11 protein-coding genes and 1 pseudogene are annotated in these 13,565 nt (G+C 60.1%); 2 read left to right on the top strand and 10 right to left on the bottom strand.

Features of this window, described 5'->3' with window-relative positions; translation table 11 throughout:
• From B7L09_RS24680 to edd, 10 genes are all read right to left on the bottom strand, one after another.
• On the bottom strand, positions 1-574 hold a 574-nt coding region (locus tag B7L09_RS24680; RefSeq protein WP_176457765.1), incomplete at its 3' end, for a carbohydrate porin.
• 168 nt (positions 575-742) lie between these two features.
• The gene (locus B7L09_RS24675) at positions 743-1,903 is read right to left on the bottom strand and encodes an ABC transporter ATP-binding protein (protein ID WP_094471031.1); all 1,161 of its coding nucleotides are present in this window, start codon (positions 1,901-1,903) and stop codon (positions 743-745) included.
• A 2-nt stretch (positions 1,904-1,905) separates the two neighbouring features.
• Positions 1,906-2,751, bottom strand: a complete 846-nt coding sequence (locus B7L09_RS24670) for a carbohydrate ABC transporter permease (protein WP_094471030.1) — start codon at positions 2,749-2,751, stop codon at positions 1,906-1,908.
• Complete coding sequence (locus B7L09_RS24665; protein WP_094471029.1) at positions 2,744-3,652, bottom strand: carbohydrate ABC transporter permease; 909 nt, start codon at positions 3,650-3,652, stop codon at positions 2,744-2,746. Before B7L09_RS24665 ends, B7L09_RS24670 begins: the two co-directional genes overlap by 8 nt.
• Before the next feature lie 141 nt (positions 3,653-3,793).
• Positions 3,794-5,095 carry an ABC transporter substrate-binding protein gene (locus B7L09_RS24660; protein ID WP_094471028.1) on the bottom strand — a complete coding sequence of 434 codons (1,302 nt, stop codon included), beginning with the start codon at positions 5,093-5,095 and terminating at the stop codon, positions 3,794-3,796.
• Between the two features lie 117 nt (positions 5,096-5,212).
• Entirely contained in the window at positions 5,213-6,472 is a 1,260-nt protein-coding gene (locus tag B7L09_RS24655; protein WP_094471027.1) for a D-mannose isomerase, read from the bottom strand.
• Positions 6,473-6,705: 233 nt separating this feature from the next.
• Positions 6,706-8,175 carry an ATP-binding protein gene (locus tag B7L09_RS24650; protein ID WP_094471026.1) on the bottom strand — a complete coding sequence of 490 codons (1,470 nt, stop codon included), beginning with the start codon at positions 8,173-8,175 and terminating at the stop codon, positions 6,706-6,708.
• Positions 8,165-8,893 carry a response regulator gene (locus B7L09_RS24645; protein ID WP_094471025.1) on the bottom strand — a complete coding sequence of 243 codons (729 nt, stop codon included), beginning with the start codon at positions 8,891-8,893 and terminating at the stop codon, positions 8,165-8,167. Before B7L09_RS24645 ends, B7L09_RS24650 begins: the two co-directional genes overlap by 11 nt.
• Positions 8,894-9,068: 175 nt before the next feature.
• On the bottom strand, positions 9,069-10,019 hold the full coding sequence (locus B7L09_RS24640) for a glucokinase (protein ID WP_094471024.1): 951 nt from the start codon (positions 10,017-10,019) through the stop codon (positions 9,069-9,071).
• Positions 10,016-11,842: a phosphogluconate dehydratase gene (gene edd / locus B7L09_RS24635; RefSeq protein WP_094471023.1), complete on the bottom strand. Its 1,827-nt coding sequence runs from the start codon at positions 11,840-11,842 to the stop codon at positions 10,016-10,018. The genes B7L09_RS24640 and edd overlap by 4 nt, the downstream gene beginning before the upstream one ends.
• Before the next feature lie 221 nt (positions 11,843-12,063).
• Here edd and gap point away from each other — a divergent pair, with 221 nt between their 5' ends.
• Together gap and B7L09_RS24625 are read left to right on the top strand one after the other, a co-directional pair.
• Entirely contained in the window at positions 12,064-13,065 is a 1,002-nt protein-coding gene (gene gap / locus B7L09_RS24630; RefSeq protein WP_094471022.1) for a type I glyceraldehyde-3-phosphate dehydrogenase, read from the top strand.
• A 114-nt stretch (positions 13,066-13,179) separates the two neighbouring features.
• Positions 13,180-13,565, top strand: a pseudogene (locus B7L09_RS24625) (methylglyoxal synthase); the annotation flags it as partial.

The following is a 13,565-nucleotide window of genomic DNA, read 5'->3' as shown; positions in this document are numbered from 1 at the left end:
TTACATAGTTACCCACCTGCGAGCCACAGAACGACAGGTTCTGGAAGTCGCATGGGAAGGTGTTGAAGTCTTCGCCTTCACCGAAGTAACCGGCCTTGACGTCCAGTTTGCCGTCGAGGAACTGGTGCTTGATCCACAGTTGGGTCAGACGGACCATGTGGCCACGGCCGTAGACTTCCTGGGAGGAACTCAAGGTGCCGGCACGCGGATCGCCAATACGGTCATTGGAGATGTTCTGGCCGTTACGGTTGGTCAACTGGATCTTGGCCTGGGTGTTATCCCAGCCCCACAGTTTTTGCAGGTCCAGTGCTACGCCCAGACCAAACTGGTCAGCGTAACGGGCAGTCTTATCGTTGTTGTAGCCACCGCTCAGGTTGGCGCCAACTTCNCCGACGTAGTCNATCTTGATGTCGATACCTTGCTCAATCAGCTTGGTCCGCTCGCCACCCCAATCGCCGGTCATCCATTCGGAATCGGCGCTGAACGCGTCAGCCGCGTGCACACTACCGGCCAGCATCATGGCCGCAACCGCGGACAACTGGCAGATAAGCTGAGCGTTGTTGTTCTTCTTCATCCCTACATCCTCGTTTTATTGTTATTAACTGTTTTTATTTAACGCGGTTACATCAGGTGCGGAGAGCGACAGGCCGCTCACCGCATATCCCCCCTGTAGGAGCCGGCTTGCTGGCGATGCTGTGTCAGACACCNNNATCGCCAGCAAGCCGGCTCCTACATTTGATCTCTAGCGGCCTTTGAATTGGGCGACGTTGGCGCTGTGGCTCTCGGCTTTTGGTTGACCGGCCACCCCCAGGCGTTCACCGGTCTTGGCATCGAACAACAGCACTTTCGATGGATCGAATTGCAGGGTCAGGGTCTCGCCCACGTTCGGCGCGACGTCCGGCGCCAGGCGGCAGCAGACTTTGGTGTCGTTGAGATTGACGAACACCAGGGTGTCGGGACCGGTCGGCTCGGTGACCTGGACTTCGGCGCGAATGGTCGGCAAACCGTTCGGCTCGCTGCCCGCCAGAACGATCTGCTCGGGGCGCAGGCCGAGGATCACTTCTCGGTCTTCCAGACCGGCGTCCTGCATGCCCATCGGCAATTCGCAACGGGCCTGGCCACTGTCGAGCAGCGCCACCAATTTGCCATCCTTGCGCTGCAAACGCAGGGGGATGAAGTTCATCGGCGGCGAGCCGATGAAGCTCGCCACGAANAGGTTGGCCGGGTCGTTATAGATCTCTTTCGGCGTACCGAATTGCTGGATGATGCCGTCCTTCATCACCGCCACTTTGTCGCCCAGGGTCATCGCTTCGATCTGGTCGTGCGTGACGTAGACGGTGGTGGTTTTGAGGCGCTGGTGCATCAGTTTCATTTCGGTACGCATCTCGACCCGCAGCTTGGCGTCGAGGTTGGACAGCGGTTCGTCGAACAGGTAGATCTTCGGCCGACGCGCCAGGGCACGGCCCATTGCCACACGCTGTTGCTGGCCACCGGACAGCTGGCCTGGCTTGCGATTAAGCAAGTGTTCGATCTGCAGCAACTTGGCCACGCGCGCCACTTCGGCGTCGATGTCCGCCTGAGGCATCTTGCGGATTTTGAGGCCGAACTCGATGTTCTCGCGCACGCTCATGGTCGGGTACAGCGCGTAGGACTGGAACACCATGGCGATGTCACGGTCCTTGGGGCTCATGCCGCTCACATCCTGATCACCGATCATGATGGCGCCGCCGGTAATGGTTTCCAGACCGGCGATGCAGTTCATCAGTGTGGATTTACCACACCCCGAAGGGCCGACCAGAATCAGGAATTCGCCTTCCTTGATCGACAGTTCGATGTTCTTCAAGGTGTCGGGCAGGCCGGCGCCATAGGTCTTGTTTACATTGCGAAGTTCAAGCGTAGCCATGATTACCCCTTGACCGCGCCGGCCGTAAGGCCGCGCACGAAATACTTGCCTGCGATCACATAGACCAGCAGGGTCGGCAGCCCGGCGATCATCGCCGCCGCCATATCCACGTTATATTCCTTGGCACCGGTGCTGGTGTTGACCAGGTTGTTCAGCGCCACCGTGATGGGCTGCGAGTCGCCGCTGGAGAACACCACACCGAACAGGAAGTCGTTCCAGATCTGGGTGAACTGCCAGATCAGGCAGACCATGATGATCGGCGTCGACATCGGCAGAATGATCAGCCGGAAGATGGTGAAGAAACCTGCACCGTCCAGTCGTGCCGCCTTGATCAGCGCATCTGGAATGCTGACGTAGTAGTTACGGAAGAACAGTGTGGTAAATGCCAGCCCGTAGACCACGTGCACAAACACCAGGCCCGTGGTGGTGCTGGCCAGGCCCATCTTGCCGAGGGTGAACGACGCTGGCAGCAGCACGGTCTGGAACGGCAGGAAGCAGCCGAACAGCAGCAGGCCGAAGAACAGCTGCGAGCCTTTGAAGCGCCAGAACGACAACACGTAGCCGTTCAACGCACCGATGGCGGTGGAGATCAGTACGGCCGGAACGGTGATCTTGATCGAGTTCCAGAAGTAGCCGTCTACCGTGGCCCAGGCCTTGACCCAGCCAATGCCGGTGACCACGGTCGGCCAGCTCAGCAGGTTGCCGGTGCTGATGTCTTCCGGTGTCTTGAAGCTGGTCAACAGCATGACCACCAGCGGTATCAGGTAAAGGAATACCGCCAGGATCAGCACGCCGTAGATGGCGATACGACTCAGGCTGATGGATGGTTTGGAGGCGAGACTAGTCATTACGCTTGGTCCTCAGCTCGGAGTACAGGTAAGGCACGATGATCGCGAGGATCGCGCCGAGCATCAGGATTGCACTGGCCGAGCCCATGCCCATCTGGCCACGACTGAAGGTGAACGAGTACATGAACATGGCAGGCAGGTCGGAGGAATAACCCGGGCCACCGGCAGTCATTGCCGCCACCAGGTCGAAACTCTTGATCGCGATGTGGGCCAGGATCATGACCGCGCTGAAGAACACCGGGCGCAGGCTCGGCAACACCACTNTCCAGTAGATGCGCGGCAGGCTGGCGCCGTCGATCTGGGCGGCACGGATGATCGACTGATCAACGCCGCGCAGGCCGGCGAGAAACATCGCCATGATGAACCCGGAGGCTTGCCATACAGCAGCAATCACCAGGCAGTAGACGACGCGATCGGGGTCGATCAGCCAGTCCAGGCGGAAGCCTTCCCAGCCCCAGTCACGCAGGAGTTTGTCCAGGCCCATGCCCGGGTTGAGCAGCCATTTCCAGGCCGTACCGGTCACGATCATCGAGAGCGCCATCGGGTACAGGTAAATGGTGCGGATAAAGCCTTCGCGACGGATTTTCTGGTCGAGAAACATCGCCAGCGTCACGCCAATCACCAGGGTGATGCCGATAAACATGCCGCCAAAAACAGCCAGGTTCTTGCTCGCTACCCACCAGCGGTCGTTGTCGAACAACCGCGCGTATTGCGCAAGGCCCGCCCATTTGTAAGTNGGCAGGAACGTNGAGGTGGTGAACGACAGGATGAACGTCCACAGGATGTAGCCGTAGAAGCCCACCAGAACGATGAACATGCTGGGCGCCAGCACCAGTTTAGGGAGCCAGCGCTGCAGTGCATCGAACGGCGAGGCCTTGCTGAACACAGCAACAGAACTCATGGGAAGATCCCGTACGAAGAAAAAGGATTACAAGCGCGTTCCCTTGTGTGGGAGCGGGCTTGCTCGCGAAGGCGTCGTGTCAGTTGATACATCTNNTNGCTNACAAGCCCGCTCCCACAGGGGGGGCTGCGCGGCTAACGGTTACTTGGCAGCTTTGACCGCGGTGCCCAGTTGTTTGGCGGCAGTCGCAGGATCGGCTTTCGGGTCGTTGATGTAGTTGGTCACGACATCAAAGAACGCACCTTGTACCGCCAGCGTGGTGGCCATGTTGTGCGCCATGCTTGGCTGCAGGCCGCCAGTCTGGGCGTCGGCAAGGAAGTCCTTGGCCGCGGTCTGGGCGCAGGAGTCGAAGCCGAGCTTGTCCATTTCATGGAGCATGTCGTTTCGAACCGGGATCGAGCCTTTGTTGATGCTGAAGACTTTCTGGAAGTTTTCACCCAACACGACTTTGGCGATGTCCTGCTGGCCNGCCTGAGTGCCCTTGTCTTTGACCTTGAACACCGCCAGGGAGTCGATGTTGTAGGTGAAGGCTTTGTCGGTGCCCGGGAAGGCTACGCACTCGTAGTCTTTGCCGGCGACTTTCTTGGCCGCGGTCCATTCGGACTTGGCCCAGTCACCCATGATCTGCATACCGGCCTTGCCATTGATGACCTTGCCGGCTTCGAGGTTCCAGTCCTGGCCTTTGCCGTCGACGTCCATATAGGTCGCGACTTTCTTCAGCTCGGTCAGGGCCTTGACCATTTGCGGGCCGGTCAGCGCGTCATTATCCAGGTCGACCAGGGCTTTCTTGTAGCCATCGGCACCCATCACCGACAGAACGATGGCTTCAAATACGGTGCTGTCCTGCCAAGGCTGGCCACCGTGGGCAAGCGGAATAAAGCCCGCGGCCTTGAGCTTGTCGCCCGCTGCGTAGAATTCTTCGAGGGTGGTCGGGTTCTTGGTGATACCGGCTTTCTTGAAGACTTCCGGGTTGATCCACAGCCAGTTCACGCGGTGGATGTTGACCGGTACGGCAACGTAGTTACCTTCGTACTTCACGGTATCGGAGACTTTCTTGTCGAGCAGGGAGTCCCACTTTTCTTCTTTGGCGACGTCTTTGAGCACGTCGGTGTCGAGCAAGCCGGTGGACGCCCATTCCTGGATGTCCGGGCCTTTGATCTGGGCAACGCCTGGCGGGTTGCCGGCCACTGCGCGGCTTTTCAGCACAGTCATGGCAGTGGCGCCGCCACCACCGGCGACTGCGCCGTCCTTCCAGGTGAAACCGTCTTTTTCGACTTGGGCCTTGAGGACATCGACGGCCGCTTTTTCGCCACCGGAGGTCCACCAGTGAACGACTTCTACCGAACCTTTGGAATCGGCGGCAAGTGCACTGAGAGGGAATGCAGAGATTGGAAGCAATGAGGCAAGAGAAATGACAGTAGCGAGGCGAGAAATCGCGTTCATCTAGAATTACCTTTCTTGTTGTTATGCATGCAAGTCTGGTGCTTGCGCTGCATAGGATTTTAAACAGGAGTTATCCCCTCGCAGGTAACGAAGGGACGCTTGAATGTCACCACATGGTTACACAGGAGCGCTCTGGGACAACTGCCCCAAGGCCGTGGCCATGCTCGGCGCCAGCGGTAGGCGCGGGATCAGGACGGCTTGCCAGGCGTGATACAGATCGGGTTTACCGGCCCAGATATCGGCGCTCGGACGGTTTTGCGGGTCGAGTTCATGGTGCCAACTGCCATCGCAGCGGTCGATGAAATGACTGTCACAGAATTCCCAGAACAGCCGGTACCAGGTTTCGTATTGCGTATCCCCAGTGCGTTTAAGCAGCGCGCTGGCGGCAGCGCTGGCTTCGCAATGGGTCCAGTGCAAGCGATGGCGAACCACCGCGCGATTGTCCCAGTCGAGGGTGTAGACAATCCCCGGCGCACCGTCGACATCCCAACCGTGACGGCAGTTGTGGTCGAACAGTTTTTGCGCGTCGGTGGCCAGCCAGCCCGGCGTGAGCATGCCGGCTTGCACGCGTGCCGCTTCGAGGTGCAGCAACAGCCGCGCCCATTCGAAACCGTGGCCCGGCGTGGTGCCGTAAGGGCGGAAACCGTCGGCCGGGTTGTCGTGGTTGTACTCGCGCAGCGGCTGCCAGTCGCGATCGAAATGCTCGACTACCAGATAGTCGTTGGCCGCGGCGTGACCATGAATGACCCGCTCGACGATGCGCTGAGCGCGGACCAGCCAGCGCGTGTCGCAGGTCACATCAGCCAGGGCCAGGAAAGCTTCGGTGGCGTGCATGTTGCTGTTGGCGCCGCGATAAGCCTCTTCACCGCTCCAGTCGCGAGCAAAGGATTCGCGCATCGCGCCCTCCTCCTCGCTCCAGAAATGTGTGTCGATGATGTTGATCGCATCGTCGAGCAACGCTTGTGCGCCGGGGCGTTGCGCAACCACGGCAGAACTGGCGGCCAGCGCAACGAAAGCATGCAGGTAAGCGGCCTTGCCGGTGTTGTCATCGTGATGATGGGCAGCGGCAAACCAGCCGCCGTGCTCGGCATCACGCAACGGGCCGCTGAGCGCCTGGATGCCGTGATCGACCAGCTCGGCNAACCCNGGCAAACCCTGAATATGCGCCATGGCGAAGCTGTGGGTCATGCGGGCGGTGTTCATGGTTTCGGCGTGGGCGTTGGCCGGGAGACTGCCCTTTTCATCGAGATTGCCGAAGCCTTCGGCAAGCTTTGAAGCCTTGGCAAATGCCAACAGGCGCAGGCCTTCGGCCGCGAGCCATTGCTGATGGGCAGGTGCGTTGAGCCAACTGCTGAATGCAGGTTGGAAGGTGTCCATGGGGTGCCTTTTTTGTTGTTTTGACTGGGGGCAGTCTAAACAACGGGCGGGGGCGGGCTTGTAACGAAGGGGGCGAGTTATGTCACCAGGCTGTGACATTTATCTTTAGGAACGTGTTGATTAGGCTGACGCTATCGCGGGCAAGCCCGCTCCCACAGGTTATGCGCACATTTCAGAATGTAGGTAATCCTGTGGGAGCGTGGCTTGCCCGCGATGAAGGCGACGCGGTCTGACTAATCAACGCTACGAGGCAACTGCAACGTCACCCGCAACCCGCCTTCACGCAGGTTTTGCAGGCTGACCTCGCCGCCATGGCTATGGGCAATGTTGCGGGCAATCCCCAACCCCAAGCCATAACCTTGCTGCTGCCCGGCCAGGCGGAAATGCGGTTCAAACACTTGCTCCAGCCGCTGCTCCGGCACGCCTGGCCCCTCGTCATCAACGTGCAGGATGAATTCCGCGCCATCGTCCTCGATATGCAAGTGGGCGTTCTGCCCGTACTTCAACGCGTTATCGATCAGGTTGCCGATGCAGCGTTTAAGCGCCAGCGGCTTGCCCGGGTAGGGTGCCAGGGCGCGGCCTTGCTGGGTGATGCGGCCATTACCGTTGGGCGCCAGGTACGGTTCTACCAGGCAATCGAGCACGTGATTGAGGTCGACCGGTTCGATGTTTTCATGGATATCGGTGTCTTTCACGCATTGCAGCGCGCCCTTGACCAGCAACTCCAGCTCATCCAGATCGCGGCCGAACTTGGCTTGCAGCTGTTCGTCTTCCAGCAACTCGACCCGCAGCCTTAACCGGGTAATCGGCGTGCGCAGGTCATGGGAAATCGCGCTGAACAACTGGCTGCGCTCGGTCAGGTAACGGCTGATGCGTTCACGCATGGCATTGAATGCACGGCCCACTTCCACCACTTCACTGCCGCCGCCTTCGGCCACCGGCTCCACATCCGCGCCCAGGGACATGTCGCGCGCCGCCCGCGCCAGACGCTTGAGCGGACGACTCTGCCAGTGCACCAACAGGCCGATGAACAACAGCAAAAAGCCACTGGTGAGGACGATGAACCAGACCTGCTGCGCTGGCAGGCCCTGTTCTTCAAGGCTGGTGTAGGGTTCGGGCAACAGCGAGGCAATGTACAACCACTCGCCCGGCGCAAGCTGGATCTGAGTGACCAACACGGGCGGGTTGACCGGTTCGAGCGTCAGCGCGTAATGCGCCCAGGAGCGCGGCAGTTCATCGAGCTTCAGCCCGCTGTTGAAGATCCGCAGATCTTCGGGGCTGACGAAGGTCACCGAGATATCCGTGTCTTGGCCGAGGGACTCGCGCAACACCTGGTCCACCGCCTTGAGCACGGCTTCCTTGCGCGGGGTGATCGGCAGCACTTCCATGCCCAGGGGCTTGTCGTTGAGGGTCACCACGAACCGGGTGCCGCCCATGCTGCGCAATTGGTCGAGCACCAAGGGACGAAACGCCACCGGCAGCGAACGAAAGTAACTGACGCTGGCCGTCATCGAATGCGCCAGGCTGCGGGCGCTGGTGACCAGGCCTTCGAGCTGCGTGGCGCGCAGTTGCGAGACCCAGATCACGCTNGACAAGGTCTGCGCGAACAGCACCGCCAACAGGGTCAGCAACAACATGCGCCCGAGCAAAGATCGCGGCATCGGCAAGCGGGCGGCGAGCTTGCGCAGCCACTCAGATGCCATTGCTGGCAACCACGTTGGCAGCCAGTTGGTAGCCGCTGCCTCGCACAGTGCGGATCAGCCTTGGAGGTTTTTCGGTATCGCGCAGGCGTTGGCGAAGGCGGCTGACGGCCATGTCGACGATACGGTCCAGCGGCATCAGGTCGCGGCCACGGGTGGCGTTGCCGATGGTGTCGCGGTCGAGAATTTGTTGAGGGTGGTCGAGAAACAATTTAAGCAGGGCAAAGTCGGCGCCGGAGAGAATCACCTCTTCACCGTCGATGTGGAACAGCCGGTGACTGACCATGTCCAGCCGCCAGTCGTCGAACGCCAGCACTTCGCCGCCGGAACGCTCCTGACCGAACTGCGCGCGGCGCAACAGGGCCTTGATCCGCGCTTGCAGCTCACGAGGGCTGAAGGGTTTGCCGATGTAGTCGTCGGCGCCCAGCTCCAGGCCGATCACACGGTCGGCTTCGTCGGAACTGGCGGTGAGCATGATGATCGGCACCTGCGCCTGGCGCGGGTGCTGGCGAATCCAGCGGCAGAGGCTGAAACCGTCTTCGTCCGGCAACATCACATCGAGGATCACCAGATCGCTCGGCGCTTCGTTCATCGCTTGGCGAAAGCCTGCACCATCGGGCGTGGTACGGACCTGGAAACCGGCGCGGGTCAGGTAGGTGTCCAGCAACTCGCGTATCTCTTGATCGTCATCGACCAACAAAATCGACCTGACTGAGCTCACGGGGCGGCGTCCTTGTTGTTTGAATTGGGCGGATTATGCCTGATGAACCTTGGAAATTTGTTGCCTGTTCTGGCCTCATCGCGGGCAAGCCACGCTCCCACAGGATTACCTACATTCTAAAAATGTGCGCATAACCTTGTGGGAGCGGGCTTGCCGGCGATGAGGCGACTCGGTTTCAGGCCTGATCGAGCGCCACACCCGCGCCCATCAGNCCGGAATACGGCGCAGTCACCAGCCACACCGGAATACCGTTGAAGTAATCGCTCATGCAGCCTTTGTCGGCGAAGCAGCGGGCGAAACCGCTNTCGACGAAGAAATCGGCAAACCGCGGTATCACCCCGCCCACGATGTACACGCCACCGCGTCCACCGGTGGTCAACACGTTGTTACCGGCGACACGGCCGAGCCAGCAGCAGAACTGCTCCAGCACTTCCAGCGCAATCGGGTCACCCGCCAGACCGGCAGCGGTAATCGACTCCGGGGTATCGAGCACCGGCTCATGACCGTCCACCGCACAAATCGCCCGGTAGACCCGAGGCAAACCGCTGCCGCTCAACGCGGTTTCAGCGCTGACATGCCCGATCTCATTGAAGATGTGCTGCCACAACTGAGTTTCACGTAGGCTGCTCAAGGGCAGATCGACGTGCCCCCCCTCCCCTGGCAATGCGGCAAAACGGCCTTCGCCCAGGTCCAGCAACGTGCCAACGCCCAGGCCCGTGCCCGGACCGATCACCACGGCAGGGCGCAACGGCTCCGGCGTGCCTTCGCAGACCACACGGAATTCGTCCGGCTGCAAACGGGTCATGCCCAGCGCCATCGCCGAGAAATCATTGACCAACAACAATTGATCGACCTGCAGCGTCTTGCAAAAAGCTTTGCGACTGAGCCGCCAATGATTGTTAGTGAACTTGAATTCGTCACCGCTCACCGGGCCGGCCACCGACAGGCACACCGAGCCGATCGAGCCCAACGCCAGGCCAAGCCCGCTCAGATAGAGGGCAATTGCCTCCTCCGGGCTGGCGTGGTCGGCCGTCGCCAGCACCTGGATTGCTTCCAGTTGCTGGTTTTTCCACAACGCGAAACGTGCGTTGGTCCCTCCGATGTCACCGACCAAAGCCAGTTTCAATTAAGCGTCTCCAGGGCAGAAGTAAAGGCGCTGGCGCCCTGCTCTGCGGAGCTGAAAGCCATGCGCATGAAACCAAACAGTTCGCGACCGGCCCCCACGTTATTGCCCAACAGGCCCGTGGCAGGCGTGCGCGCTGCAAATTCTTCGGCGTCCACCTTAAGCTCCAGGGTGCCCTTCACGCCATCGACGCGAATGATATCGCCCTCTTGCACTCGCGCAAGAGCGCCGCCGACATAAGCTTCGGGACTGACATGAATCGCCGCCGGAATTTTCCCCGACGCACCGGACATGCGCCCGTCGGTCACCAGCGCGACCTTGAAACCGCGGTCCTGCANCACGCCGAGGAACGGCGTCATTTTGTGCAGTTCCGGCATGCCGTTGGAGCGCGGGCCCTGGAAGCGCATTACCGCGACAAAGTCTTTTTCCAGTTGGCCGGCCTTGAACGCGTCGGCCAAATCCTGCTGATCCTGGAACACCACCGCCGGGGCTTCGACGATCTGGTGCTCCGGCGCCACGGCGGAGACTTTCATCACGCCGCGACCAAGGTTGCCTTCCATCACGCGCAGGCCGCCTTCCGGCGAAAACGCGCGGGCCACGGGGCGCAGGATGGTTTCGTCGAGGCTTTCGATCGGGCCGTCGCGCCAGATCAGCTCGCCATTTTCGAGGAACGGCTCCATGGTGTAACGGCTCAAGCCGTGGCCCAGCACCGTGTTGACGTTTTCGTGCAACAGCCCGGCTTCAAGCAGTTCGCGGATCAGGAACGACATGCCGCCCGCTGCCTGGAAGTGGTTGATGTCAGCCTTGCCGTTTGGATACACGTGGGACAGGGTCGGTACCACCTCGGAGAGGTCGGCCATGTCCTGCCAGGTGAGGATGATGCCTGCCGACATGGCGATCGCCGGCATGTGCAGGGTGTGGTTGGTGGAACCGCCGGTGGCATTGAGCGCCACGATGGAGTTGACGATGGATCGCTCGTCGACGATTTCGCCGATCGGCATGAAATCACCGTTCTGCTTGGTCAGGCGCGTGACCTGATGCGCCGCTTCGCGGGTCAGGGCATCGCGCAACGGNGTGTACGGGTTGACGAACGAGGCGCCCGGCAAGTGCAGGCCCATGACTTCCATCAGCAACTGGTTGGTGTTGGCGGTGCCGTAGAAGGTGCAGGTGCCGGGGCTGTGGTAGGACTTCATCTCCGATTCGAGCAGCTCTTCGCGGGTGGCCTTGCCTTCGGCATAGCGCTGGCGCACATCGGCTTTCTGCTTGTTGGAAATGCCCGACGGCATGGGGCCGCCCGGTACGAAGATCATCGGCAGATGACCGTAGCGCAACGCGCCCATCATCAGGCCCGGCACGATCTTGTCGCAGATGCCCAGCATCAGCGCCGCATCGAACATGTTGTGGGACAACGCTACCGCCGTGGACATCGCGATGACTTCACGGCTGAGCAGGCTCAGCTCCATGCCGGGCTCACCTTGGGTCACGCCATCGCACATGGCAGGCGTGCCACCGGCAAACTGGCCGACCGAGCCGACTTCGCGCAGGGCTTTCTTGATGTGTTCAGGGAAGTGTTCGTAAGGCTGGTGCGCCGAGAGCATGTCGTTATATGAAGAAACAATTGCCACGTTGGCGGCATTCATCATGCGCAGACTATTTTTATCTTCAGTGCCGCAGCCGGCGACGCCGTGGGCAAAGTTGGCGCATTGCAGCTTACCGCGCATCGGGCCGTCGCTGGCGGCGCCGCGAATGAGCGCAAGGTAAGCCTCGCGGGTTGCACGACTGCGGGCGATAAGCCGTTCGGTGACCTCAATAACGCGGGGATGCATGTGTAGAACTCCAGGCTAACGGATNTGGCGACCTGATTGTCTATGCTGAGCAAGAGCCGGTGTCGATGGGATGACAGACGGTTTTCTTGATCGGTCGGACCAGTTGATTCAGGTCACTCGTTGTAGATTGAACAAAATATTGCCACTAAAAAGGCTTGTTTTCTATTTTTATGCGAATAATCTTGTAATTCTTACAACAAATCGACGACAGGCACTTTCCAATGACTCTTCGTATCGCAATCAATGGTTTTGGCCGTATCGGCCGTAATGTCCTGCGCGCACTGTATACCCAAGGCTATCGCCAGGATTTGCAGATCGTCGCCATCAACGATTTGGGCGACAGTTCGATCAACGCCCATCTGCTCAAATACGACACCGTACATGGCACTTTCGAAGCAGAGGTCGCCCACGATCAGGAAAGCCTGACCGTCAATGGTGACCGGATTGCCGTCAGTGCCATTCGCAACCCGGCCGACCTGCCGTGGGCTGCGCACAAGATCGACGTGGTGTTCGAGTGCACCGGTCTGTTTACCGACCGTGACAAGGCTGCCGCCCATATTACTGCTGGCGCACGCAAGGTGATCATCTCGGCCCCGGCCAAAGGCGCCGATGCCACCGTGGTTTACGGTGTGAACCATGACATTTTGCGTCAATCGCACCAGATCATCTCCAACGCGTCGTGCACCACCAACTGCCTGGCGCCGGTCGCCCAGGTGCTGCACCGCGAACTGGGCATTGAAAGCGGCCTGATGACCACCATTCACGCCTACACCAACGACCAGAACCTGACCGACGTCTACCACACCGACCCGTACCGTGCGCGCTCGGCGACCCAGAACATGATCCCGAGCAAAACCGGCGCCGCTGAAGCGGTAGGCCTGGTGCTGCCGGAACTGGCGGGCAAACTGACCGGGATGGCGGTGCGTGTACCGGTGATCAACGTGTCCCTGGTGGACCTGACCGTGCAGCTCAAGCGCGAAGCNNCGGCCGAGCAAGNGAACGCCCTGCTCAAAGAAGCCAGCCAGCACTCGAAAATCCTCGGTTACAACACCCTGCCGCTGGTTTCCAGTGACTTCAACCATAACCCGCTGTCGTCGATCTTCGATGCCAATCACACCAAGGTCAGCGGCAAACTGTTGAAAGTGCTGGCCTGGTACGACAACGAATGGGGCTTCTCCAACCGTATGCTGGATAACTGCCTGGCGCTGTGCAACGCCGAATAACTCTTCGCCTGCAAATCAGCACTTGACCACTCGAGCGGATGATAAGCATTATCATTCGCTCGAAATGGATCAGGTCCTCCCGTGAGTCAATCTCGCTTCAATCACGTCTTCATCGCCCAGCGAGTGAAGGACAAGCTTGCGCAACATGAACTGGTCGCCACCGGCACCACCGGGCTGTTGTTGCAACAACGCCTGGGCCTGCCGGTGGAAAGCATGATCAGCGGCCCCTTGGGCGGCGACCAGCAACTCGGTGCGCGCATTGCCGAGCAGCGGGTCGACATGCTGGTGTTTTTCTGGGACCCGTTCGAACCGCAACCCCATGACCCGGACATCAAGGCGTTGCTGCGGGTCGCGGCGGTCTGGAACATTCCGGTGGCGTGCAACGAATGCAGCGCCGACTACCTGCTCAGCAGCCCGATGATGGAGCAGGCACACGAACACCGCATCCCCGATTACGCCACGCTGATGCTGGTGATGCTCGATCACGGCTGGCCGATCTA

The organism is Pseudomonas mandelii, assembly GCF_002251635.1.
Classification (GTDB): Bacteria; Pseudomonadota; Gammaproteobacteria; order Pseudomonadales; family Pseudomonadaceae; genus Aquipseudomonas; species Aquipseudomonas mandelii_B.
The sequence above is the reverse complement of the archived record's forward strand: the minus strand, read 5'-3'. Positions and strand labels throughout refer to the sequence as shown.

Coding starts and splice junctions, on each gene's coding strand:
- B7L09_RS24670 (WP_094471030.1), bottom strand. CDS start 2,751: ATGACTAGTCTCGCCTCCAAACCATCCATCAGCCTGAGTCGTATCGCC.